This window comes from Ectobacillus panaciterrae DSM 19096, from assembly GCF_000430785.1.
Lineage (GTDB): Bacteria > Bacillota > Bacilli > Bacillales > Bacillaceae_G > Ectobacillus > Ectobacillus panaciterrae.
Map to the genome: position 1 here is coordinate 1 of NZ_AUMR01000047.1, position 24,401 is coordinate 24,401.

Below are 24,401 nucleotides of genomic sequence, written 5' to 3' on the forward strand. Positions count from 1 at the left end.
CGGCGTACTTGCTCATCTAATGCATATAGTAATTGCTGTCCTGTTGTTGCACCTGCGAATGCTGTTCTATGATGCTTCGTTCCGCCGAAACGACGGAAGTCCAAAAGTCCTTCCGGTGTACGGTTGAACATAACGCCCATGCGGTCCATCAAGTGAATAACGCCAGGAGCAGCTTCTGTCATCGCTTTAACCGGAGGCTGATCCGCTAAGAAATCGCCGCCGTAAACGGTATCATCAAAGTGTTCCCATGGGGAATCACCCTCACCCTTTGTGTTAACGGCGCCGTTAATACCGCCTTGCGCACAAACCGAGTGAGAACGTTTTACTGGTACTAACGAAAACAAGTCAACTTTGACGCCTGCTTCCGCTGCCTTAATCGTTGCCATTAAGCCGGCTAAGCCGCCGCCGACTACAATAAGTTTCCCTTTCATGCTCTCCCACTCCTTACATATTTGCTAACTGTGGATTTACGAATGCAAACAATGTGCTAACCCCCATCACTGCAAGCGCAAGAAAAATTACCATTGTAACATACGTAGCGATGCGCTGCGAACGAGGTGTCACTGTAATGCCCCAACTGATGCAGAAAGACCATAATCCATTTGAAAAGTGGAACACGGTAGAAACAACACCTATCGCATAGAATGCAAACATTGCCGGATTATCCAAGATGTTATGCATCATTTCGTAGTCCACTTTTTGTCCAAGAGCTGCTTGAATGCGAGTTTCCCATACGTGCCAAGAAATGTAAATAAGAGTAATCACGCCTGTTACTCGCTGCAACATGAACATCCAGTTGCGGAAGTAAGTGTAAGAAGTTACGTTGTTTTTAGCAGTAAAAGCGATATAAAGTCCATATACTGCATGGTACAACAATGGTAAAAATATCACAAAGGTTTCCAAAAACATTCTAAATGGCAACAATTCCATAAAGTGAGCAGCTTTGTTGAACGATTCTGCTCCTCCTGTTGCAAAGTTGTTTACTACTAAGTGCTCCAACAAAAAGACACCTACAGGAATTACTCCTAGCAAAGAGTGCCATTTGCGGAATGCAAACTCACGGCCTTTCATCTCCCCATTACCCCCCTTGAATGTTTAGCTCAAAATCATAAATTATTTAGTTTATAACAATAGTAAATTTTTATTCCTATTGTTATACTGAAAAGCGAAAAATTTATTCGAAATATTTAAGCATAATTTATGACAAGTCCATTTTACTCCTATGCCATAAAAGCGTCAAGAAAACGTATACAGAATTTCGACATAAAATTCAAAAAATATATTTGTATTTGTCTTATTATTGTAACACTTTTGCAACATTCCCAACAAATAGCTGTGTTTCTTTAACTGAAATGTTATATAATAATTTCAGAATAGAAAGAGGGGAAATGCATTGACTAATCAAATTCCAATGGAGCAATTACAAGATATACCAATGAATACTTTTGCGTACGAACTTCTTCGTGAACAGCTTATCCCGGATTTAATGGGCAAGGAGCTGAACCGTATATTATATTGGGCGGGAAAAAATTTGGCCCGTAAATATCCGCTTGAAACATTCGATGATGTGATTCGCTTCTTTGAACAAGCGTGCTGGGGCACATTGACTATTGTGGAGCAAAAACGCCGCGAGATGCATCTTCAGCTTACAGGCCCCCTGATTTCTGAACGCTACCGCAGCAAACGGGATACTACATACCAGCTTGAAGCCGGATTTCTTGCCGAGCAAATACAGCAGCAGCGCAATGTAATCGCAGAAACATATGAAGAGCAAAAGAAACGCTCAGATAAAGTGCTGTTTATTGTGCAATGGGACCCAAAAGACATACTGGAAGACTAATGTCCGCGGCCAAGCTTTTACAGCTTGGCCGTTTTCCACCTTTAGCTCAAAATCGCTGTACATATTTTTGAATAATTATAAAAATAATAGCAAAAGGCATTGCGCCTTACAACGGCTTTTGTTGAAAACGCTCCTGCATGATCTCGGCCACGTTTCGCGGAAGCCCTGCTTCTATCATTTCTTCTACGGAAGCTTCTTTTAGCTTCTTCACTGATCCAAAGTGCTTCAGCAGCATTTTCTTCCTCTTCTCGCCAATCCCAGGAATATCATCAAGGATGGACTGGATAGCAGACTTTCCATGAAGCTGCCGGTGAAACGTAATGGCAAAGCGGTGTACTTCATCTTGAATGCGCTGCAGCAAATAAAATTCCTGACTGCTTCGCCCTAAATCAATAGGTTCCGGCGGATCACCGATAATAAGGTGGGATGTGCGGTGCTTATCATCTTTTACAAGACCGGCAAGCGGTATAGATAAGCCTAGCTCATTTTCTAAAACATCTCCAGCAGCGGCGAGATGGCCTTTTCCGCCGTCAATCACAATTAAATCCGGCAAAGGCAAACCTTCCTTCAATACACGGGAATAGCGGCGGCGCACAACTTCACGCATAGACTCATAATCATCCGGTCCCTGAACCGTTTTAATTTTATATTTTCGGTATTCCTTCTTCTCCGGTTTCCCATCAATAAATACAATCATTGCAGAAACCGGATTTGTCCCTTGAATGTTGGAATTATCGAAGGCTTCGATGCGATGCGGCGTCGGGATCCCCGCTTTTATGCCGAGATTTTCAACAGCTTTAATCGTACGCTCTTCATCGCGTTCAATAAGATGGAACTTTTCATGCAATGCAATAGATGCATTTTTGGACGCAAGGTCTACCAGCTCTTTCTTCTTTCCGCGCTTTGGCTGTGTAATTTCAACCTCCAAAAACTTCTCCACAATCTCTTGATTGATGCTGTTTGGCAGTACAATTTCCTTTGGTTTGAAGTTATTTTCTTGCGCATAAAACTGTCCGATGAAGGTTAAAAATTCTTCTTCCGGTTCATTATAAGTCGGGAACATGGAAACATCGCGCTCAATGAGCTTTCCTTGCCGAACGAAGAATACCTGGACGCACATCCAGCCTTTATCCACCGCATAGCCGAATACATCTCGGTCTACTAAATCTGCCATAATCATCTTTTGTTTTTCCATTAGCGCATCTATATGAGCGATTTGATCCCGAAGCTCCTTCGCTCGTTCAAATTCAAGCTTTTCGGCCGCATCGTACATTTTCTTTTCGAGCTCTGCACGAATATCTTTATGACCGCCGTTCAAGAAGCGGGCAATTTGATCGACAATCTCCTTATTTTGTTCATCTGTAATATGTTTTACGCACGGTGCGAGACATTGACCCATATGGTAATATAAACATACTTTATCAGGCAGGTTCGTGCATTTGCGAAGCGGATACATGCGATCGAGCAGCTTCTTCGTTTCGTTCGCAGCCTGCGCGTTCGGATACGGTCCGAAATATTTTCCTTTATCCTTCCTTACATTTCTCGTAATGATAAGACGCGGGTGCTGTTCTCCGGTCACTTTAATGAATGGATAGCCCTTATCGTCCTTCAGCATAATATTGTACTTTGGGTCATACTTCTTAATCAGGTTCATCTCTAAGATAAGCGCTTCTAAGTCTGAGGATGTAACAATATACTCGAAATCCACAATCTCATTTACAAGACGATATGTTTTCCCGTCATGAGTACCTGTAAAATACGAACGAACGCGATTTTTCAATACCTTTGCCTTGCCCACATAAATCACAGTTCCTTGCTTATCCTTCATCAAATAACAGCCCGGCTGATCGGGTAAAATAGCTAGTTTTTCGCGCAAATGTTCATGCATTCTCTCATTCCTCCTCTCACTTTTCTATCCATCTATATAAAACAATCTCACTGTAAACTGGATCAAACAACGGATTGGACCGAAACACTTTCACCTTCTCCAAGTGCCCATCCATTTTCACGCCTTGACCGCGAAAGCCGGCAAGCAGGTGATTCGTAACGTATATTGTATCATTTGGATGATATTTTTTGTCTTGTAAAAAATAGGCATACTGATAGAATCTCTTATGCTCATATGGAACACGCAAATATTCCATCACTCGCGTTTCCTCCCACGTATAGACGATTGCTTCGCTGCTTTGTTCAGCAATATAGCCGGCAAGCTGATATGTAGCCGGCGGAACGGCCGCCTGTTCCTGAATAAGCAGCGCACCGATTCCTGTTTGTGCACTTGCAAACAAGAACAGCGGCAGCATCAGTTGTTTACGCTGCAGCATAATGGAGATAACCATAAATAATAAAAGCAGCACAATTGGATAAGAGTGTCGCGGCTTATCAATATTTTGCGCAAATAAATTCCATAGGAAATATACGGCTGTCAAAATAAGAAACAGTCTATCTTGACGCATTGCAAAACGTACGTTCTTCCATTGTAAAACAAATACGGCAAACAAGAAAAGAAAAACACCTGCTAGTGCGATGGAATGCGCAAAAAGGCCTGTCCAAATAATGTTCTCGAAAACAAGGCGATATAAACGCGACCAAACAGGCTCGCTCGTTTCTGTTACCGCTCCGCCCCATTCTGTAAAATGGCCGCCTATAAACCCGAATGCCAGCTTTAATAAACCATCCACACTGCCTACGTTCCAAACAAGCGCGCCTGCCCATATGCATTGAAGAAGCGCAGCAAGGCCAATTAAAGGAAGGACGCGAACTTTCTGTCTCTTCCAGTCATGCAGCCAAAGCAGGAGCAGCCCAAAACCGAACGGAGCATATGAAAGACGTACACCCATTAACAGGGCAAAGAACATAAGAGGCAGTATTTGATAACGAAGGCACTCTTTGCGAAACGCTGTTTCCAAGCTCCAAAGGTACCACCATAAAACGGCAATTGCCATACCTTCTGACATCGGCTGCGCTGCTAGAATAGAAAGATAGCTTCCTGTTTGCAAAACGGCTGTTGCAAGAAGCGCAGCATTCCATTCCATTCGCCGGCGTGCCAAAGCGTACATCGGTATCACAGCGGATACTAGCATACATGTGTTAAAAATAGCTAATGCTTCGGCCGGATTTACCACAAACAGATGAACAACCATTCCCCCTAAAATGAAAAAGGGGTATCCGGGAAAATGCGGCTGCATTGCCGATAAATCATATTTATCAAGTGCAAGTGCAAAATCTACATCGTCCCAAGTCGCCGCAAACGGGCTTGGATACATAAAACGAAACAATACAGACAACAGCATACATAAAACAGCGCCAAACGCGATAATTCGCTTCTTCATAGCTCTCTCTCCTCATAAAGTGAAACTTCGGGTTCTTTCCCCCACTTACACCACTTCATATACACTAAGTTTTGAAGTGGGGATTTTACTGCCCGTTAATGCGTGACAAAACTCTCTTTTCGCAGAAAAAAGTACAAGGCGCACCTTGTACTTTTTAGCTTACGGATTTATTTGTTTTTAACACTTTTTGTTTTTTTGTCTCAGCAGGCTGCTTTTTAAAAACAATCAGCATGTAAAGGACTACAAAGTAACCGATATATGCCATCACTTCTTCTAAGGACGGCATGGCCGAGTAGCCTAGAAAGGCTTTTAAGAAGATGCCAATATCACCGGACAGCAGCGGTGCCGTTCCATGGTCACGCAAATAGTGGGCATAATCGATTGGATGCTCCGGCAAAAACCACGTAATGTCATATACATGCGGCGCTACGCTGCCGAGCAGCTTAATATCCTGCAGTATGGAAATGCCTTGCACAAGAAGTCCTGCTGCGACTAATACGATAAAAGCTCCCGTTACTTTAAAAAAGGTTTTTAGCGGAACACGCATCGTTCCTTTGAAGAACATGTAACTTACCGCCGCTGCTACAAGCAGACCGGAGATCGATCCCCATCCTTGCAACGCTGCACCGATGTTTCCTCCTGTAATGGCTGCGAAGAAGAATACCGTTTCTACCCCCTCACGCACAACAACAAGGAAAGAGTGAATAACCATACCGACGACGTTTCCAGTAGTTATGTATTTACTCATTTTTCCTTCAACATTCGATTTCATGTCCTTGCTGTGCTCTGCCATCCAGAATACCATTTGCGTCAATAGCATGGATGAGATGAGAATGATAGAAACCTTAAGATATGTCTCGCTTCCCATTGCCGCAAATCCCGTAAATACGACCTGAAACAGAAGAGCGACAAGGAAGCTGGCCACTACCGCAAGACCGGCCCCTATCCAAACATATTTGACAAATTTTTTGTTATCGGTACGTTTCAGGTACGTTGTAATAATGCCGACAATCAGCAATGCTTCGAGTACTTCGCGAAACGCAATGAGAAACGCCTGAAGCTGCATCGTTTTTCCTCCCTCTTCTTATCCCGCTGTAACATCAGCAGGGATACAGACTCTTACTGGTGCTATCTACGCTTTCTTATCGCATAAATCACTACCGCTGCCAGTACAACGACAATAACAACAATCGGCAGCCAGTTTTTCAAGTTGCTTAAATCTGTCCATTCCGTTTTCTGAGAAGCTGCGGAAGTGTCTTCCTTTGCGTTGAAATGTCCAACTTTATAGTCTTTAATGTTAAATTCTGTTTTTAACTTATCTAAAATAAAATCTTTGCTTTTCTTAAATTCTTCTTTATTTGCCTGCTTTTGTCCCACTCCGAACAGCCCTGGATTTCCGAGAGATTCGAGTGCTTTATTGAATTCATCACGCAGCTGCGTATCCAGCTCCTTATTTTTAGCTGCTATTTTTGGCGACAGTGCTTCATACGTAGCAAACGCTTTAGCTAGCAGACGCTTGCTTGTATCATACTCAGAGAATTTTTCGTCTACGTTTGATAAACGTCTGTTTATATTCAATGCAAGTATACTTTCCATATCCTCAATGATTTGGTCTTTTTGCTCTTTGTCAAAATCTTTGTAAATAACCTTGGAAGGCTCTGCCCCCATATGCATGTCAATTTCTTCTTGCACCGTTTTATAGATGTCCTTCGCCGCCTTATAGTTTGGCGGATTTTCATCCAGCTTTACAACCATATCCTTATAGACCTGTGCTATTTTTTCTTCATTTGGATTTCCATATGAATAAGCAAAAGCAGTATTATGTATTGAGAATAGTGCGAAAATAGTTACAATAAATGTTGCAATTTTTTTCTTCATCAAATCTCCTCCTATTGAAAATGATAATAATTATCATTATTATTGTCAAGATAAGAAATGTCCTTCAGGAACATTTCTTATCTTGACCAAGAATATGTGCAGATTGATCAATTTTTACCTTTCTAACCGGGCGTCTCATTTCCTTCCAAATCCCCGGAAGAACGGACGTCATATACTTTCCAAATTTGATAAATGATTGCCCTGTCGCTCTCACTTTATACGTAATCGGCACTTCCAGCACTCGAAATCCTTTTCGCACCAGATTGAGCGTAACAACCTGTGCATAGTTGTAATCATGAATGATTTCAGCATGCTCCATCGCTTGTCTAGAAAAGGCACGCATGCCGGATTGACCGTCGTAAATCCATTTACGCAGCAACAGTGATTGTAGAAAAGTGAAACAATAGTTGCCAAGCCTGCGATGCAGCTTCATGCCGCGGATCGTTCCTAAGAAACGCGATCCCATCACATAGTCGGCTTCTCCTCTAAAAAGAGGCTGCAGAATGTTCGGAATTTCTTCTGCCGGATACTCGTTATCGGCATCGATCATGACACCAATATCAGCGCCTAGACGATAGCTTTCCTGCAAACCCGCACGAACCGCAGCTCCGAGACCGCGGTTTTGCGGGAAAGAAACGATATAATCTGCCCCGGATTCTTTGGAAACCTGCACAGTTCGGTCTCTAGAACCATCATCAATAACGAGCACCTCGACTAGTACATCGGGATGAAAGTGACGCGGCACATGGCGAATCACTTCACCAATGGATTCCTCCTCATTATGAGCAGGCAAAAAAACGATTACATGCTGTTTCATTTCTTACTCTCCTCAATTCCTTCAAGTAAAACGGGCCCGCGGCTGTGCGATGGATATGGCGCCCCGAGCAAGTAAGCAAGGGTTGGTGCAACAGAAACCAAACTATGACGCTTTTCTACGCGAACACCTTGTTTGATTTTCGGTCCGTACATGAAAAATGGTACAATGCGTTCCCCTTCATCTAAGTGCCCATGACCGCCAATGCCGTCCGCTTGGCCATGGTCAGCGCAAATAATAAAGGTTGTATTTTCCGCTTTTCCTGTTCGTTCTAAATGTGCAATGAAGTCCTTTACATGCTGATCTGCTTCATATATTTTTTGAAGATACTCATCATACAATACACCGCGGCTATGGCCGGTTTGGTCTGTCGAGATGAGCTGCACAATGAATAAATCCGGATTCTGTTCGTCCATGATTTGCTTCGCCTTCTTCATGATTTGCGAATCTACGATATCATTCTTCATAACAGCTGTATATGTTTCCACATCTTTGCCGAACGCGTCCACAAGATGTGCGACTGCAAGCATTTTTCCTTTTTTTCCGACCTTGCGGAGCGAATCAAAAATGCTCTCTGTCTTCACGCCAAGACTCCATACCATATTGGATTTGATGCCATGCTCAAACGAATACGTTCCTGTAAACATAGAAGAAAAACAGACAACCGTTCTTGCCGGATACACCGTTTCCATATTTGTAAATTCCGTACCATTTTTGCGTAGAGAGTCCAAATAAGGAGTGTGCGCCGCTTCAAAGCGATCCTTGCGCATACCGTCAATGACAATAACAACAATCTTATCGTTAAGCGGTTCTGTTGGAACTTCTGCGTTATTCGTATACGTAGACACAGCTTTCGGCTTCCAATCGAATAAATTGCGATGCAGGATAAACGCATACAATGCAACCCCCGCATAAAACACAAGCAATTGTGCCCAATCCACATCAGCAAAAGCATGGCCTTGTAAAAATTCTTGAAAATAATAGTACCAAACCGAAAGCAGCAGCAAAAACTTCGGAAGCTGTTCCTGCGCGTTGCCGCTTGTTGAATCGCTGTTCTTTAACACAAGCTTCCAAAAACGCGTAAAGTTCAGCCATGACGTACCGATGCGCAAATGATAGTAAAACGTTCCCCAAAAGAAGACCGTAAAAAAGAAATAGAGACCGATCGCAAACAGCAGCAGAGGCAAATTAAATATTTTGAACAGCATTAAATAGGCGATAAAAGGAAGCCATAAATAATTGCGTAAAAACAAAGGAAAATCATATAAATAATACAAAACGAACAAAGGCAGGATAAGCAGAAAGCTGCCAAGAAATGCAGGCCAAAACGCTCCGTCTCCTATTCGTCCTATAAAAAACAACAGAAAAGTACCCGTAACGAAAATCGGAGTAAACGGCTTTCCTTCATTCAATAAATTCCAGCAGCGCGCTGCTGTTTTTTCAAATTTTGATGCTTTTTTTACTTCTTCCACCCGAATGTTTCCCCTTTCCGTTTCTGGCGCAGAAATGATGTAAGTTGTATTGGATACACAAGCAGCACAATAGCTCCCGCTGCGTAAGAGAAAAGAAATTTAAAACCGTGGCTTAAAAGCGCACACTCATAAGCCTTCGCAGTCGACATTCCGAGTGCCTTCAGCGCAAACGTCATGACAGTTTCATATGTGCCGACTCCCCCTGGCGTAAATTGAAAAACTTGTCCGGCTATCGTCACGCTGTTCACCCATAATGCCTGTAAAAATGGAATGGTACGTGCGACTCCGAATACCACAAATGCCTCCAGCACCCAACTTCCTGCTGTCAGCAGCAAAATAAAGATGCCTCTCCATCCCCAAACAGCGGCTCGGAGCTGAGAAATCTGTGCCTTCAGAAATTTCGGTGCGATGCGGTTTAGTAAAAGCAGGCCGGCAGCCGCCATAATAATCGCTGAAACAATAAAGGCAGCGTTTAATGCAAATTTGCCAAACATCAGAAACAATCCTACTGCACCAAAGCTCCCCAGCACGACGAAATCGAGCACGCGCAGCACAACAACCGATTGTGCCGCTTCAGCAAAAGAAATACGCTCCTTTTTCGTAACAACTGCAACCCTTACCGCATCCCCAGCCTTAACAGGTGAGATATGATTTACAAGTAAGCTGTACAACAAACCGTACAACCCTTCTCTTACAGTAATGCGGTTTCCAAGATAAAGCCGCCATGCGTAAGCACGCAAAATGAAAGCAAATCCATACATGATGACAAGCATAATAAATATATGCGGCTTACCGATGAAAAAACGAAGCTCATGCAAGAGCGACGCAGCCTCAAACGTTTGTACCGAGAGAACAATGAAAGTAAGCAGCAGCAAAACCCCAATAGCTTTAAAGAAGATGCGCATACTCTTTCGCCCACATCACTGTTCGTCTTAACCCCTCTTGAAACGATACATTCGGCTCATAGCCAAGCTTTTCTTTTGCTTTTGAAATATCAGCCCACGTAGATGTAACATCTCCCTTGCGGCTTGCTTCATATGTGATGCGCATATCCGGAAAATGCTGCTGAAGCTCCTGCAGCAGCTCCTTCATTAAAACAGGAGAGCTTGAGCCAAGATTATATACATCGCTATCACGCGACTGCAGCGTAAGCCAAATGCCTTGTACAATATCATCGATATACGTATAGTCACGCCCGGTTCCTGTACCGTATATCGTGATTTCTTCTCCGTTTTGCAGCTTGCGCAAAAAGCCTCCAATTGCCATATCAGGACGCCCCCATGGACCGTACACCGTAAAGAAACGCAAGATATTCAATTGAAACCCGTACATATACTGATACGCATAGCATAGCGATTCAGCCCCGAACTTGGAAGCGGCATAAGGAGACAATACTTTTCCGTTTGCCATATGCTCCTGAAGCGGCACACCAGCTTGTTCTCCGTATACAGATGATGATGAACCAAACACAATATGCTTGACTCCTGCTTCCCCGGCACAGGCAAGTACGTTACCCGTCCCTTTTACATTAATATCAAGATAAGAAGCCGGGTCAATAAGCGATAATTGGACGCCCGGTAAACCCGCGAGATGGACAACTGCATCCGCTTTCTCTTTAAGCATAATTGCTTCCAGTTTTTCTTTGTCTAAGATATCACATTCATAAAATAATACATCATCCCTCTTTAGAACACGTTCTAATTGATTGTGCTTACGCGCTTTTGAGTAATAAGGATGAAAGCTATCCAGGAGCACAACTTGCTGCCCTTCTTGCAAAAGCCGAAGAGCCAAATGGCTCCCGATGAAGCCGGCTCCTCCTGTAATCATGATTTTCATATATAAATCCCTCCGCAATAACGGTAACAAAAAGAAGAAACCTTGTCCAAAACAAGGTTTGCTTCTTTTTGTTATTTCGCTGTTTGCACGACTTTATTCAATGTTGTTTCAAGCTCTGCCATCGCTTTATCTGCTTTCGCTTTATCTTTTGCTTTCGCTGCATCAATATATGCTTGTGCAGTTGCAGTTAAGTTCGTTACCGATTGATCGCCAAGCAACGCTTTTAAATCTTTTTCGATCACGTTGATAAACAATGCGCCCTCAAGGCCTGTGATGACACCTTTATCTTGACCGAAGTTTTCTTTGCTCTCCTTATATTCGTCAAGCGCTACTTTTGCAAGACCGCGCACGAATGCTTTGTTTACTGCTTGTGCATCCAATGTTTTCGCATCTGTTTGCAAGTCGAATTGTTTTAAGATCAAATCAGCTTCTTCGCTCGCATGCTTTTTCACGTAAGGATATACTGCTTGATAGAATGCCCATCCTTCAGCTTGTTCTACTTTTGCTTCTTTTTCATCTTTCTTAGCGGCTTCTGCTACTTTTGCTGCATAGCCGTTTGGAATATCCCCTGTTGCAAGGTAGAAAGTTTTCATCAATGTTTTGTCCACTACTTGTTTGCCGAGAGCGAAGGAAAGCTTATCTCCTTTTTCAATCGCAGCTTTCATTTCACTGAAGCCGGAAGCAATCGTATCCTTCATTTTTGTGCCGTTTGCAGTATCACGCTTTTCAACTGTAGTTTCAAGGGCTTTATAAAAACTCATTGCTTCTTCGTATTCTTTTTGCGCTGCACCCTTCTTATCCCAGTTTTTATCAGCTTCAGTGAAGTCATGACGCATTGTTTGGAAGAATTCTTTTTGCATTAATTTATCGAAAAGCTGCCTTACAACCATCGGCTCCATTTGCTTATTTTTGCCCGCTTCTAGTGCTGCGACGATTGTCTGGTCAATTTGTTCGGTGAATTCGCCATCACGGCCTTGCACAAGTGCTTGTAATTTTTCTTTATATAATGTCGTTACTTTATCAAAGTCTACCGGCTGTCCTTGCTTTGCTTTGTCAAGCTCTGCAACTCCGTCCTTATAAGCTTGGACGACCTCTGATGGTGCCAGTTCTGCTTCTTTCTTTTCTGTTTTATCTTTCGCTTCTGTTTGTGAAGTTTTCTTAGTCTCTGTGTTCTTTGAAGCCTCTTCTTTTGCACAACCTGCAAATAGAAGCGATGCAATTGCTGCTGCGGATAATACTTTCCATTTCACTGACATGTCTCGTTTCCTCCCGAACCCCAAATGATAATGATTTTCATTTTAATTACTTTCATTATAAAAGAGAACGATTATCAGTGTCAATGAAATTTTCGAAAACATTGTAATATTTTGCAGAAACGCAAGGAATGGATATACAAGTACGAGGCAGTAAGAAAAACCGAGCAAAAACCGCCCGATCCTTTTTAGATGGGCATAGTGCGCCTGCCGAGTATAGTAACGGTCAGAGCCTTCCAGATGCTCTCCCCTGTGTCCTTTTACTCAGCATATAGGTTTGATATACTGCGAACAATCGCAACCAGAAAAAAGAAATAGAGAGCATTGACTCGGAATTTTATACTTTCTTACTTTATAAAAAAAGCGTATGCTCTATAAGTTTGAAGACTTCATCAAAGTTTCTCTCTGACTTTATAAGCAGGGGGGACAGCTCCTTTTTTAAAAAGAGCGCAAAATAAATAGCCCGGTGTTTATACACCGGACCATTTATTAGAAATGCTTGGATACTAGCTCAGCTAAAGCTTCTTTTGGCTGGAAGCCTAATGTTTTATCTACCACTTGGCCGTCTTTCATTACGAATAAGGACGGGATGCTCATTACTTCGAATTTAGCAGCTGTTTCTTGGTTCTCATCTACATCCACTTTAACAACCTTTACTTTGCCGCCCATTTCTGTCTCCAACTCTTCTAAAACCGGAGCAATCATTTTGCAAGGTCCGCACCAAGGCGCCCAGAAATCTACTAATACAACACCGCTTTCTGTTTCAGCAGTAAATGTTTGGTCAGTTGCGTTTACAATAGCCATTTTTCTTCCTCCTTATAATGTAAATCTACGAAGAGTATAACACTCTCTCCCGGCTGTGGCGAATATTATGTACTGTCATCATGTTCTAATCGTCCGAAGCAAAGCCGTAAAATCACAACCTAAACAGACGCTAGCAACCCGGTTGGTTCAACTAACATTCGTGGAGTAAAGCGTTCCACGAATGAAGTTTCACCTTACCGCGTTTTAACCGTCCGTAACTGGGATGTATCTTCAAGATGCACAACGGACGCTAGCAACCCGGTTGGCTCAACTAACATTCGTGGAGTAAAGCGTTCCACGAATGAAGTTTCACCTTACCGCGTTTTAACCGTCCGTAACTGGGATGTATCTTCAAGATGCACAACGGACGCTAGCAACCCGGTTGGCTCAACTAACATTCGTGGAGTAAAGCGTTCCACGAATGAAGTTTCACCTTACCGCGTTTTAACCGTCCGTAACTGGGATGTATCTTCAAGATGCACAACGGACGCTAGCAACCCGGTTGGCTCAACTAACATTCGTGGAGTAAAGCGTTCCACGAATGAAGTTTCACCTTATGTATTGTACCAAATTGAGTGCTTCTTATACGAGACGAAAGCGAGAAGCAGGAGACTTCTCGCTTTCTTATATGTTTAGGGGGAACCTACAGAAACTTCACTTGCTCTTTAGATCAAGAATGTACCTTCAGCTTCTTAAATTCTTCAGTTAAAAGAGGCACTACTTCAAATAAGTCGCCTACAATGCCGTAGTCAGCTACTTTGAAGATGTTAGCTTCTGGGTCTTTGTTAATTGCAACGATTACCTTAGAGTTGGACATACCTGCCAAGTGCTGGATTGCGCCGGAGATACCGCACGCAATGTAAAGGTCTGGCGTTACAACCTTACCGGTTTGCCCGATTTGCAAGGAGTAATCGCAATACTCAGCGTCACATGCACCGCGGGATGCACCTACTGCCGCGCCAAGGACATTCGCAAGCTCTTGCAGCGGCTTGAAGCCTTCTGCGCTCTTCACGCCGCGTCCGCCTGCGATAATCACTTTCGCTTCAGAAAGGTCTACGCCTTCTGCAGCCTTGCGTACTACGTCTTTAATGATTGTGCGCAAGTCTTTAATATTAACCGCTAAGGATGTTACTTCTCCTGTACGGGATGTGTCTTGCTCTAACGGCGGAATGTTGTTTGGACGGATTGTCGCAAAGATGATGCCGTCCGTCACAATTTTCTTCTCAAACGCTTTTCCGGAGTAGATCGGACGAGTGAACACTGCGTTTCCGCCTGCTATTTCTAAAGCTGTCACGTCAGAAACAAGTCCTGCATCAAGCTTAGCCGCAAGCTTTGGAGAAAGGTCTTTTCCAAGAACTGTATGACCGAACACGATACCTTCCGGCTGTTCAGCGTCTACCGCTGCCAAAACAGCTTGTGCATAGCCGTCAGATGTATAAGATTTTAATTTAGCGTCTTCTACTGTTACAACGCGGTCTGCGCCGTAAGCAATTAAATCATTTGCTAAAGAAGAAACCGTTTCACCAATAAGAAGACCTACTACCTCGCCGCCTTCTGAAATTGTTTTTGCTGCTGCTATCGCTTCAAAAGATACGTTTCTTAAAGAACCGTCACGCACTTCACCCATTACTAATACTTTACGAGCCATCTGTTTCCCCTCCGATTTCTGCTGTTTGAATTAGATTACTTTCGCTTCCGTATGCAATAATGAAACAAGCTCTTTCACTTGGTCCTGAAGCTCGCCTTGCAGCACTTTGCCTGCGTCCTTCTTAGGAGGAAGATAAATTTCGATTGTTTTCGTCTTCGCTTCTACGTCATCTTCTTCTAAATCAAGATCGTCAAGCTCCACTTCATCAAGAGGCTTCTTCTTCGCCTTCATAATACCAGGTAAAGACGGATAGCGCGGCTCATTTAAGCCTTGCTGCGCTGTTACTAAAAGAGGCAATGTAGTTTCGATGATTTCTGTGTCACCTTCTACGTCGCGCTCAACCGTTACATTTTTGCCATTGATTGCAAGCTTTGTAATTGTTGTTACGTAAGGAATGCCAAGCGCTTCGGCAACGCGGGGACCTACTTGACCGGAACCGCCGTCAATTGCCACATTGCCGCCTAGAATCAAGTCAGCATCCTTATCTTTTAAGTACTCTGCCAAAATTTTAGCAGTTGTATATTGGTCGCCGTTTTCCACATCATCTTCTACATTAAGCAAAACAGCTTTATCGCAGCCCATCGCAAGTGCAGTGCGAAGCTCTTTTTCAGCATCCCCGCCGCCTACTGTAATGACTGTCACTTCACCGCCGTTAGCGTCTCTTACTTGAATTGCTTCTTCAATTGCATATTCATCGTAAGGGTTGATAATGAATTCAGCTTCACCGTCATAAATTGCTCCATTTTTGATCACAATTTTTTCTTCTGTGTCGAATGTTCTTTTCATTAGTACGTAGATGTTCATTGTATTCCCTCCTAAAGTTCAGAAACATTAACTCGATTTTGATTTTTCAGTCTTTTAAACTTAAAAAAATATTAGGGAATTACTTGCCGCTAAACACGGGCTTGCGCTTCTCTAAAAAGGCAGCCACACCTTCTCTGCCGTCTTCCGTTATGAATACTTCTCCAAACAACTGCGCTTCGCGCTGTACACCCTCATAGTATTCGGATGTTTTTGATGTTTGTAGAAGCTCCAGCACGGCGCGGGCTGAAGCCGGGCTCTTAGAAGCCATTTTCTTCGCCAGCTTCAGCGCTTCTTCGAAAAGGCTTTCTTCTGGATAAGCATGATTTGCAAGTCCCCACTTAACAGCTTCAGTGCCTATAATCGGATCTCCTGTAAGCATCATTTCCAACGCCTTCGCTTTGCCTACATAACGCGGCAGACGCTGTGTTCCGGCAAAGCCAGGAATGAGGCCAAGATTTAATTCAGGCAAGCCAATTTTGGCATTCTCCCCGACAATTCGCATATGGCATGACATCGCGAACTCAAGTCCCCCGCCTAATGCCGCACCGTGAATGGCTGCGATAACCGGCTTCGAAAACTTTTCTACGCGCTCAAATACGATTTGTCCTTGCTGCGCCAGCTCGGCAGCCTGCTTTGCATTTTCAATGGCAGTAAATTCACGAATATCCGCCCCCGCAGAGAAGAAGCGTCCTTCGCCATGCACAAGCACAACGCGTACGCTGTCGTCCTTCTCTACTTGGTCAAGAACCTTGGCAATTTCCTTAATCACTTGAGAAGACATCGCATTTGCCGGCTGGTGGTTAATCTTCACAACCGCTACCTGTTCCTCGACTGTTACTGATAGGAAATTCATTCATAATCCTCCCCTTTATTCGCTATATTCCCAAGCCCCTACTAATAGCTCGTGAACTGTCTTTGACAGTTCTACCAAATCATACTTATGATCGCTCATCACCCAGTTGGTTACGACTTCATCAATTGCCCCAAATACCATTTGACGTGCCACGCGGATATTTAGATCGCTTCGGAATTCTTTCTGTTCAACCCCCGCTTGCAAAACTTCATCTATAATTCGCAAGTACGCCTTAAGTACTTCGTTGATTTTAAAACGAAGCGCTTTGTTGGACTGACGAAGCTCTAATTGCGTTACAATCGCAAGATGACGATCCTCGGAAAGCCACATGAAATGCGTTTCAACCAACACTAATAATTTCTCTACAGCGCTTTCAATTCCTGCCGTTTTTAGTCGAATTCTCTCGACAAAATCCCCCATCTTCTCCTGAAAAAGGGATATTAGAATATCTTCCTTATTTTTGAAGTATAAATAAATGGTACCGTCCGCAACGCCTGCTTGCCTCGCAATTTTGGAAACCTGCGCCTGATGATATCCATTTTCGGCGATGATAATTACCGCCGCATCAATAATCTGATTGTATTTTGGTTTATGTTTTTTCACTTTCAATGTCCCCTTCAAAAAGATGAATGAATCATCATTCATAACCCCATAATACTGACAATTTAAAATATTGTCAACAAGATATCCACAAAAAAGAAAGGGCTCTCTTCAGCCCAATTTTTCATCACTGTTTTTTTGGACCTCTTCTTCGACAAGCGCTCTTCGCAAAATCTTTCCAACCATCGTTTTTGGAAGTTCTTGGCGGAATTCATATAGCTTCGGTGCTTTATATGCAGCTAAATATTTGCGGGCATATTGATCGATTTCTTCTGCCGTACATGCAGCGCCCTCTTTCAATACAATGTAGGCTTTTACAGTTTCCCCACGATAAGGATCTGGTATTCCTGCCACGACAACTTCTTTTACTTTTTCATATTCATATAATACCTCTTCTACCTCGCGCGGATAAATATTAAAACCGCTTGCTACAATCATATCTTTCTTGCGGTCTACAATATAAAAGAAACCGTCTTCATCCATATAGCCAACATCGCCGGTATACAGCCACCCGTCACGAAGCACCGCATCTGTCTCCTCCGGCTTTTTCCAATACCCCTTCATAATTTGCGGTCCTTTCACTGCGATTTCTCCTATTTCACGCGGCGGAAGCGCTTCTCCTGTTTCAAGCGACAAAACCTGTGCTTTTGTATCCGGCCAAGGCACGCCAATGCTTCCGGATACTCTCTTTGCCCATAAGAAATTGCTGTGCGTGATAGGGGATGCTTCTGTCAGACCGTAGCCTTCTACAAGCTTTCCTCCCGTCACCTCTTCAAATCGCTCCTGTACTTCAACCGGAAGCGGTGCCGATCCGCTAATACAGGCGCGAACGGAAGACAAATCATATTCATGCAGCTTCGGATGATTCAAAAGCGCGATATACATGGTAGGCGCTCCAGGAAAGAGCGTAACGCTATGCTTCTTAATTGCCTTCAGCATACCTTCTACATCAAATTTCGGAATAAGCACCATTTTATATGCTTGCATAATAGAAATATTCATAACAGCTGTCATGCCGTATACATGGAAAAATGGTAAGGCACCCAGTACAACTTCCTCACCAGGAACACAATTGTACAGCCAATAAATGCCCATCACTGTATTAGAGACAAGATTTTTATGCGTCAGCATAACACCTTTTGGGAAACCGGTCGTTCCCCCTGTGTATTGCAGCAGCGCCAAATCCTCATCATGATCACAAGGTATTTCATGCGGTTCTGCACCTGCGTTCATGGCAGTTTTCCATAAATGAAGCTCTTTTGTTTCTGTTACTTTTACTACTATATTGTTTTGTTTTTTTTGAACGAATGGATAGAGAAGATTTTTCGGGAAAGGCAAAAAGTCTGAGATGCTTGTAAGGATGATATGTTCTAAAGATGTTGCGTTCTTTACGCTTGTTACCTTTGGATATAATAAATCGAGGCATAATATGGCTTTTGCTTCTGAGTCTTTCAGCTGATACTCCAATTCACGCTCCGTATAAAGAGGATTCGTCTGCACGACAATGGCCCCTGCTATTAAAGCACCGTAGTAACCGATGACTCCTTGCGGACAGTTCGGCAGCATAACAGCTACACGATCGCCTTTTTGTATACCGAGTGACTGCAAATAAGCCGCGAACTTCTTGGCCATCGTATGCACTTCTCGAAACGTAATATCCTTGCCTAAAAAGTGAAGAGCTTTCTTAAATGGGTAACGAGATGCAGTCTCCTGTAAATAATGGTGCAGCGGTTTTATATCATAGGAAATCGTATGCGGAATTTCCTTTGGATAACTGGCAAGCCATGGTTTCTCCATATATGTTCCCTAGTCAATTTGAAATGTATAAAAATATATAAAACCATCTCAAATCAACCAGTCCTCCTCTCTCATTTTATTTTTTAGAACCAATATATGTTTTGAAACCTCCAGATTAACGTTACAGGTTTCAATCCATAACGCTTTAGGATTTTACCATCTGTCGTGGTCATATTACATTGCCTTTTCTCCGGATAGAGAGCTGTGATATATGCGTCATATGTTTCTCCGTTTCATCATTTCGTTGTTCGATTGTTCCTTTACATAGAGGTTTGTTTTTGGTTTGGCATTTTTGAACCAAAGCAATCCCTGCCTGTTTCGAACCATCATCAATTCCTAATACAATCGGGGTTGTGTCTATTTGTTCCTTTGGAATCACCTTGAGAAGTTGGATGACCATAGGAAACTTGGATCGAAGAATGGCACGATTCTTACGGATGAGATACCATCCTTTTGCTTCCTTTGTCGGCGTCAATTTCTCCCCATTTTTGTCTACCACAAAACAATAAGCAGTCATCTCTGACCAAACTCCTTTCGGGGATGGTTCGCTTTGCCCATGTCAACGAGAGGACATGTTTCACCGTGTTCGTTCTCATGACCTAGAGAACGGTCGTAAAGTGAAACTCACAGAGCGGCAGACTAGCGAAGCATCGACGGTGTGTCTTGACCTGACTCGCCAACGTAGTTCATCGTGCTAAAACAGTTTCCTGCTTCTACACTCACTGGGGCTTGAAAGCAAGGAACAGACTATACAAGCCCAAAGGTCACGGTTTTATATAGTTTTTTACGATTTTATACGAAATAAAATCAACTGTTCATAGCTCCTTGTGCCTACCTCATTTTTTCGCTCCAATTATACCATGAAACACCACATATTATCATAATATTCTTACTATTTAAGGAGTAAAACGAGAATTTCTTTGCGGACGAGGAGAATTTTTTATTAAAATAAAGGATCAACACAAAAACATGTTCTTGATTTTTTAAAGATGCTATACTTTGTTGCAGCACCTTGAAATCTATCCATCCACTTTTTCAAGCGTTTATGATATCCATTGACGTGCTGGATATTAAGGTGCAACCGTACCATCTATTGCCCAAGAAGGACATCTTGAAGGGTCTGACCGCTTCTGCACGCGGCGATCTAGCCTCTCCCGCAAAAAATAGTTTTTTTTCATCCAGGAATGCGGCTGCACCATCATGCTCGTTTCTTATGTCGTATTTTTAAATTGGACTTATATAAATCTTATTGCAGTTGACATAAGATAAGATTCGTTATCGGAAGTTAAATATTAATTCAAGCGTGGTAATGATTCAGTGTCCTGAGAATGAACTATCAAATTATTGAATAAAAGCGGCATCGATTTTCTCGTGATTGTTAATCACTGTAAATCGATGCCGTTTATCATTCTATAACCTCAAACATCCCAAAACCTTGTGAGTTCCTCCCTCCAATTCCTGTATCATGAGCAAATGCCAATTGCTCTGGTGAGGATTCAATTTCAAACTTCCCAAGCCATCCTGTAATAATATGACCTTTAAATGTTGTGACAACTTTATATTTGTCCAGTACTTGAATAGGGCGAATGCTGAATTTGTGCTTCGGTCTCATCCCATGGTATGCTTCATATTTATTTTCGAAATTTGACTCGATGAGGAGAGGAAAAACCGGGTCCATAGGCTGGAAGTAATGTGTTTTCTTGCGTTCTTCCTTTTCATATGTACTATATATCGTCACAGGAGAAAGCATTTCAATCCTGTACGTTTTCTTATCCAGCTTTGTTCTTTGAAATTCCACCTTATCTACTGTCAGCAGCTGGCCGTGAAGCTGAATCGTTTCTGAAAACATAAGGTATTCCGCCAGCTGCTGAATGAGCGTTTCCAGCACACTGCTCACATGCCATGTAATCGTTTCGCCAAATTCAATTTTCTTTTGTTTGATTAAGATGCGGTGCGGTCCGGACAGTCGGCTGAACGTAAATAGTTTAAATGTCCGATTTCCTTTTTGAAATCCGACCTCATGAAGAAAGTTCGCAAAGTGTACTTCCGTTAAAGAGCGGTATAAAAAGCCCTGCAGTACATATTGATAATTTAACGGCAATTGCAGCGTTCTGTTGATCGGTCTGAATGTAACAGATAATCTCATAATGATAATCCCCTTTTGGACTCTGCATGATAAATTCCGCATGTGAAGTCTTCATGGCGGAGGGCCGTAATTTGAATTTTCAGTTCTTTAAAAAGAACAATATGATGTTGTTTTTAGCAATAGAAGGCTTGCAAAAACATGATGTTTTCTCCGCTTCTATCCATACGATAGCAAGCCGAGCATGAACTGTTTTCCTATTCTCCTCGAATAAGCAGGATTGTACTTCTCCTAAATTTCGCTCTTCTATATATGAGTGAATGATAATTTCGGCATGTCCATGTGCTCTGTGCAACCAAAAGGGAACATTGTATGCTTTTTCTCTCTGGTTTACCCTTGCATGAACCACTACAAAGGTTTGACCGCTTCTGCACCTCGCCGGATGATCTCTCCCCACTATAAAAAGACGGTTTTTTTATTCACTTATATAAAAAATATTGCAGCATGATTTCTTTATTACGAACGAGAAGAGCCTGATTTTCTAAGTAATGCATGCGCTTCGTTCTGTATGTAAACTCCATTAATCTTGTAACATTAATTGTGTATTCCGCAATAGCGCCAATGGACGCACTTCGGATTCCAATTGAATGAAATCGCGCAAATCAGCTTCTATCGATGGTACACCCCCTTCTAAACTAGGTTATTATATTAGTTTATGATAACAGACATATTCAATATTGTAAATATATAAAGAACCAATTGTATTATATTCACCTTTTATATAGGAGTGAATGATAATTTCGACATGTCCATGTGCTATGTGCAGCCAAGGCGCAGAATTTTATAATTTCTTATAGTTTTAAACAAATATCGCCGGTCCGCTGTGCGGACCGGCGACAAATTTACTTTGCGATAAACGTCAAATATATAACCCCAATCACTAAAAACGCACCGCAAAGCGCAAGCAGCACCTTTGCCAGCTTTTCCATGAACATAGTATATACCCCTTTTTGCTTATACTACTTCAATTCTACCACAGTTACGCCGAGGCCGCCTTCTCCCATATCTCCGTAACGGAAGGATTTGACACCGCGGTGCTTTTTCAATGTATCCTGTACGCCTTGGCGAAGCGCTCCCGTTCCTTTTCCGTGAATGATGGAGATGCGCGGATAGCTGGCAAGCATTGCATCATCCAAGTATTTTTCTACACGGAGCATTGCATCTTCATAACGTTCTCCGCGCAAATCAAGCTCCAAGTTAACGTGATAGTCTTTTCCTTTTACTGTTGCAAGCGGACGCTTCTCGACTTGCTTTGGACTACTTACGTATTCCATATCGGATTCTTTTACCTTCATTTTCAAAATTCCGATTTGCACTTGCCATTCTTTGTCGCTTACCTTTTCAAGAAGCTGGCCTTTTTGACCGAATGTAAGAACCTTTACTTCGTCGCCCGGGCGAAGCGTTTTCTTTGGTCCTTCCAGCTTTACTTGTTTCTTTTCTTTTGTTGCAAGCTTAGGCGCCGCTCCTTCCAAACGGCTTTTTGCCTCAATCAGCTCGTGCTCTTTTATATTAGCCAGCTGTTCCTTGCGAAGATGGCGAAGCTCGCGAATAATCGTTTCTGCTTCCTTCTTCGATTCTTCCACTTTTTCTTCTGCTTCTTTTTGCGCTTTAAGCAGCATTTGATCACGCTGTTCATTGAATTCAATAATTTGACGCTGCAGTTCTTTATGCAGCTTTTCGGATTCCTTGCGCAGCTCTTCTGCTTCTTTCCATTCGCGCTCTGCGTTCTTTTGGCTTTCCTCAAGCTTCGCAATCATGTTTTCTACCTTGTTGGATTCCGTGCTGATATGACTGCGCGCTCTATCGATAACGCGATCTGACAGACCAAGGCGTTTAGAAATTTCAAAGGCATTGCTTCGGCCTGGAACCCCAATCAATAGCCTATATGTCGGGCTCAATGTATTTACATCAAATTCCACACTTGCATTAATGACCTTCTCGCGGTTGTAACCATATGCCTTGAGCTCCGGATAATGCGTTGTCGCTACCACACGCGCGCCGCGATTATATACTTCATCTAGAATAGAAATAGCAAGTGCAGCACCTTCCTGCGGATCTGTTCCTGCTCCCAGCTCATCGAAAAGAACAAGGCTTTCAAAATCTGCTTGTTCCAGTATATCCACAATGTTCACCATATGGGAGGAGAACGTACTTAAGCTTTGCTCAATAGATTGTTCGTCTCCGATATCTGCAAACACGTTCTGGAAGATACAAATTTCTGAACCGTCAAGCGCCGGAATCTGCAGACCAGACTGTGCCATGAGTACGCACAATCCAATTGTTTTCAATGTTACTGTTTTACCGCCCGTATTCGGACCGGTAATTACAATTGTCGTAAAATCTCCGCCGAGCTCCGCGTCGTTCGCGACTACAACATCCTGCGGAATAAGGGGATGACGAGCTTTAAAAAGCTTCATATAGCGATTGTTGTTCATTTTCGGCTTTGTTGCCTTCAGCCGCTTTGCATATGCTGCTTTAGCAAAGATGAAATCCAGCTCTGCCAGCACTTCCACATTTTCCAACACGGCATCTGCATCATTTGCTACTTCCTCCGTCAGCATGAGGAGAATTCGTTCGATTTCTTGCTTCTCCTTCACACGCGCCTCTTGCAGTGTATTATTCAAATCTACAACCGCTTGCGGCTCGATGAAAAGCGTTTGCCCTGAAGCAGATTGATCATGGATGATTCCGCCGTACACACTACGATACTCCTGCTTCACAGGAATCACATAGCGATCATTTCGAATGGTAATAATCGCATCGGATAGCATTTTAGATGCGCTAGAAGAGCGTACCGTGCTTTCGAGCTTTTCACGTATGCGTGATTCTGCCGTCCGAATTTGCTGGCGAATCGTACGCAGCTTATCGCTCGCGCTGTCTAATACTTCGCCGCCGTCCCCGATACAGCTGTTAATTTTCTTTTCCAAATCATAAAGAGAGATCATACGGTCCGTATAGGAAAGAAGAATCGGGAGCTCTTGTCCATTTTCTACAATTTCCTCAATAAATCGTTTCATTTGACGGCTTCCATACATCGTTGTGGAAATATCCAACAGCTCATGCGGATGCAGCATACTGCCGATTTTTGCCCGTTTCACGTTCGGACGGATGTCCGTTACGCCGCCAAGCGGTGCATGTCCTTTTAAACGAAGCACCGTTGCGCCTTCATCTGTCGTATCTTGCAATGCAATGACTTCTTCATAATCCTTGCTCGGCACCAATTGTTTGACCTTCTCCCGACCAAGAGAAGAAGAAACGTGCTCGAGCAGCTGTTCTTTTACTTTATCATATTCTAAAACGCGTAAAGTTCGTTGTAACACGTGAAAT

Annotated in this window: 21 protein-coding genes; 1 reads left to right on the forward strand and 20 read right to left on the reverse strand. The window is 42.9% G+C overall.

The window, feature by feature from the left end; genetic code table 11:
• On the reverse strand, positions 1 to 431 hold a 431-nt coding region (locus H540_RS29580), incomplete at its 3' end, for an FAD-binding protein (protein WP_034670899.1).
• 13 nt (positions 432 to 444) lie between these two features.
• The gene (locus H540_RS0112175) at positions 445 to 1,071 is read right to left on the reverse strand and encodes a succinate dehydrogenase cytochrome b558 subunit (RefSeq protein ID WP_028400895.1); all 627 of its coding nucleotides are present in this window, start codon (positions 1,069 to 1,071) and stop codon (positions 445 to 447) included.
• A 340-nt stretch (positions 1,072 to 1,411) separates the two neighbouring features.
• On the opposite strand from H540_RS0112175, the gene H540_RS0112180 reads away from it, so the two are divergent.
• A complete protein-coding gene (locus H540_RS0112180) occupies positions 1,412 to 1,840 on the forward strand; it encodes a YslB family protein (RefSeq protein WP_034670905.1) in 429 nt (142 codons plus the stop codon).
• A 106-nt stretch (positions 1,841 to 1,946) separates the two neighbouring features.
• Here the strand turns inward: H540_RS0112180 and uvrC are convergent, their stop codons facing one another.
• From uvrC to H540_RS0112280, 18 genes are all read right to left on the reverse strand, one after another.
• On the reverse strand, positions 1,947 to 3,728 hold the full coding sequence (uvrC, locus tag H540_RS0112185; RefSeq protein WP_028400897.1) for an excinuclease ABC subunit UvrC: 1,782 nt from the start codon (positions 3,726 to 3,728) through the stop codon (positions 1,947 to 1,949).
• Positions 3,729 to 3,744: 16 nt separating this feature from the next.
• On the reverse strand, positions 3,745 to 5,172 hold the full coding sequence (locus tag H540_RS0112190; RefSeq protein ID WP_028400898.1) for a hypothetical protein: 1,428 nt from the start codon (positions 5,170 to 5,172) through the stop codon (positions 3,745 to 3,747).
• Between the two features lie 154 nt (positions 5,173 to 5,326).
• Complete coding sequence (locus tag H540_RS0112195) at positions 5,327 to 6,238, reverse strand: FTR1 family iron permease (protein WP_028400899.1); 912 nt, start codon at positions 6,236 to 6,238, stop codon at positions 5,327 to 5,329.
• Between the two features lie 62 nt (positions 6,239 to 6,300).
• A complete protein-coding gene (locus H540_RS0112200) occupies positions 6,301 to 7,050 on the reverse strand; it encodes a hypothetical protein (protein WP_028400900.1) in 750 nt (249 codons plus the stop codon).
• Positions 7,051 to 7,114: 64 nt separating this feature from the next.
• Positions 7,115 to 7,867 carry a glycosyltransferase family 2 protein gene (locus H540_RS0112205; protein ID WP_028400901.1) on the reverse strand — a complete coding sequence of 251 codons (753 nt, stop codon included), beginning with the start codon at positions 7,865 to 7,867 and terminating at the stop codon, positions 7,115 to 7,117.
• Complete coding sequence (locus tag H540_RS0112210; RefSeq protein ID WP_028400902.1) at positions 7,864 to 9,336, reverse strand: alkaline phosphatase family protein; 1,473 nt, start codon at positions 9,334 to 9,336, stop codon at positions 7,864 to 7,866. Before H540_RS0112210 ends, H540_RS0112205 begins: the two co-directional genes overlap by 4 nt.
• Complete coding sequence (locus tag H540_RS0112215) at positions 9,324 to 10,241, reverse strand: lysylphosphatidylglycerol synthase transmembrane domain-containing protein (RefSeq protein ID WP_081415114.1); 918 nt, start codon at positions 10,239 to 10,241, stop codon at positions 9,324 to 9,326. Before H540_RS0112215 ends, H540_RS0112210 begins: the two co-directional genes overlap by 13 nt.
• Positions 10,225 to 11,172: an SDR family NAD(P)-dependent oxidoreductase gene (locus H540_RS0112220; protein ID WP_028400904.1), complete on the reverse strand. Its 948-nt coding sequence runs from the start codon at positions 11,170 to 11,172 to the stop codon at positions 10,225 to 10,227. The genes H540_RS0112215 and H540_RS0112220 overlap by 17 nt, the downstream gene beginning before the upstream one ends.
• 71 nt (positions 11,173 to 11,243) lie before the next feature.
• Positions 11,244 to 12,428, reverse strand: a complete 1,185-nt coding sequence (locus H540_RS0112225) for a hypothetical protein (RefSeq protein ID WP_028400905.1) — start codon at positions 12,426 to 12,428, stop codon at positions 11,244 to 11,246.
• Positions 12,429 to 12,914: 486 nt separating this feature from the next.
• Positions 12,915 to 13,229: a thioredoxin gene (gene trxA / locus H540_RS0112230; RefSeq protein ID WP_028400906.1), complete on the reverse strand. Its 315-nt coding sequence runs from the start codon at positions 13,227 to 13,229 to the stop codon at positions 12,915 to 12,917.
• Positions 13,230 to 13,899: 670 nt separating this feature from the next.
• Entirely contained in the window at positions 13,900 to 14,877 is a 978-nt protein-coding gene (locus H540_RS0112235; RefSeq protein WP_028400907.1) for an electron transfer flavoprotein subunit alpha/FixB family protein, read from the reverse strand.
• Between the two features lie 30 nt (positions 14,878 to 14,907).
• Positions 14,908 to 15,681, reverse strand: a complete 774-nt coding sequence (locus H540_RS0112240) for an electron transfer flavoprotein subunit beta/FixA family protein (RefSeq protein ID WP_028400908.1) — start codon at positions 15,679 to 15,681, stop codon at positions 14,908 to 14,910.
• 79 nt (positions 15,682 to 15,760) lie between these two features.
• Complete coding sequence (locus tag H540_RS0112245) at positions 15,761 to 16,534, reverse strand: enoyl-CoA hydratase (protein WP_028400909.1); 774 nt, start codon at positions 16,532 to 16,534, stop codon at positions 15,761 to 15,763.
• 15 nt (positions 16,535 to 16,549) lie between these two features.
• Positions 16,550 to 17,137: a fatty acid metabolism transcriptional regulator FadR gene (locus H540_RS0112250; RefSeq protein WP_425388114.1), complete on the reverse strand. Its 588-nt coding sequence runs from the start codon at positions 17,135 to 17,137 to the stop codon at positions 16,550 to 16,552.
• A gap of 108 nt (positions 17,138 to 17,245) precedes the next feature.
• A complete protein-coding gene (locus H540_RS0112255) occupies positions 17,246 to 18,931 on the reverse strand; it encodes an AMP-binding protein (protein WP_028400911.1) in 1,686 nt (561 codons plus the stop codon).
• A 169-nt stretch (positions 18,932 to 19,100) separates the two neighbouring features.
• Positions 19,101 to 19,448 (reverse strand): RRXRR domain-containing protein, encoded by a 348-nt coding sequence (locus tag H540_RS0112260; protein WP_028400912.1) that lies wholly within the window; start codon positions 19,446 to 19,448, stop codon positions 19,101 to 19,103.
• A gap of 888 nt (positions 19,449 to 20,336) precedes the next feature.
• Positions 20,337 to 21,077: a CRISPR-associated endoribonuclease Cas6 gene (gene cas6, locus H540_RS0112265; protein WP_028400913.1), complete on the reverse strand. Its 741-nt coding sequence runs from the start codon at positions 21,075 to 21,077 to the stop codon at positions 20,337 to 20,339.
• Positions 21,078 to 22,033: 956 nt separating this feature from the next.
• Positions 22,034 to 24,394 carry an endonuclease MutS2 gene (locus tag H540_RS0112280; RefSeq protein WP_028400914.1) on the reverse strand — a complete coding sequence of 787 codons (2,361 nt, stop codon included), beginning with the start codon at positions 24,392 to 24,394 and terminating at the stop codon, positions 22,034 to 22,036.
• Positions 24,395 to 24,401 lie beyond the last annotated feature (7 nt).

Excerpts from the sequence above, each read along its gene's own strand:
- H540_RS0112175 (WP_028400895.1), bottom strand. The coding sequence starts at position 1,071 with ATGAAAGGCCGTGAGTTTGCATTCCGCAAATGGCACTCTTTGCTAGGA.
- H540_RS0112180 (WP_034670905.1), top strand. The coding sequence starts at position 1,412 with ATGGAGCAATTACAAGATATACCAATGAATACTTTTGCGTACGAACTT.
- uvrC (WP_028400897.1), bottom strand. The coding sequence starts at position 3,728 with ATGCATGAACATTTGCGCGAAAAACTAGCTATTTTACCCGATCAGCCG.
- H540_RS0112190 (WP_028400898.1), bottom strand. The coding sequence starts at position 5,172 with ATGAAGAAGCGAATTATCGCGTTTGGCGCTGTTTTATGTATGCTGTTG.
- H540_RS0112195 (WP_028400899.1), bottom strand. The coding sequence starts at position 6,238 with ATGCAGCTTCAGGCGTTTCTCATTGCGTTTCGCGAAGTACTCGAAGCA.
- H540_RS0112200 (WP_028400900.1), bottom strand. The coding sequence starts at position 7,050 with ATGAAGAAAAAAATTGCAACATTTATTGTAACTATTTTCGCACTATTC.
- H540_RS0112205 (WP_028400901.1), bottom strand. The coding sequence starts at position 7,867 with ATGAAACAGCATGTAATCGTTTTTTTGCCTGCTCATAATGAGGAGGAA.
- H540_RS0112215 (WP_081415114.1), bottom strand. The coding sequence starts at position 10,241 with ATGCGCATCTTCTTTAAAGCTATTGGGGTTTTGCTGCTGCTTACTTTC.
- H540_RS0112220 (WP_028400904.1), bottom strand. The coding sequence starts at position 11,172 with ATGAAAATCATGATTACAGGAGGAGCCGGCTTCATCGGGAGCCATTTG.
- H540_RS0112225 (WP_028400905.1), bottom strand. The coding sequence starts at position 12,428 with ATGTCAGTGAAATGGAAAGTATTATCCGCAGCAGCAATTGCATCGCTT.
- trxA (WP_028400906.1), bottom strand. The coding sequence starts at position 13,229 with ATGGCTATTGTAAACGCAACTGACCAAACATTTACTGCTGAAACAGAA.
- H540_RS0112235 (WP_028400907.1), bottom strand. The coding sequence starts at position 14,877 with ATGGCTCGTAAAGTATTAGTAATGGGTGAAGTGCGTGACGGTTCTTTA.
- H540_RS0112240 (WP_028400908.1), bottom strand. The coding sequence starts at position 15,681 with ATGAACATCTACGTACTAATGAAAAGAACATTCGACACAGAAGAAAAA.
- H540_RS0112245 (WP_028400909.1), bottom strand. The coding sequence starts at position 16,534 with ATGAATTTCCTATCAGTAACAGTCGAGGAACAGGTAGCGGTTGTGAAG.
- H540_RS0112255 (WP_028400911.1), bottom strand. The coding sequence starts at position 18,931 with ATGGAGAAACCATGGCTTGCCAGTTATCCAAAGGAAATTCCGCATACG.
- H540_RS0112260 (WP_028400912.1), bottom strand. The coding sequence starts at position 19,448 with ATGACTGCTTATTGTTTTGTGGTAGACAAAAATGGGGAGAAATTGACG.
- cas6 (WP_028400913.1), bottom strand. The coding sequence starts at position 21,077 with ATGAGATTATCTGTTACATTCAGACCGATCAACAGAACGCTGCAATTG.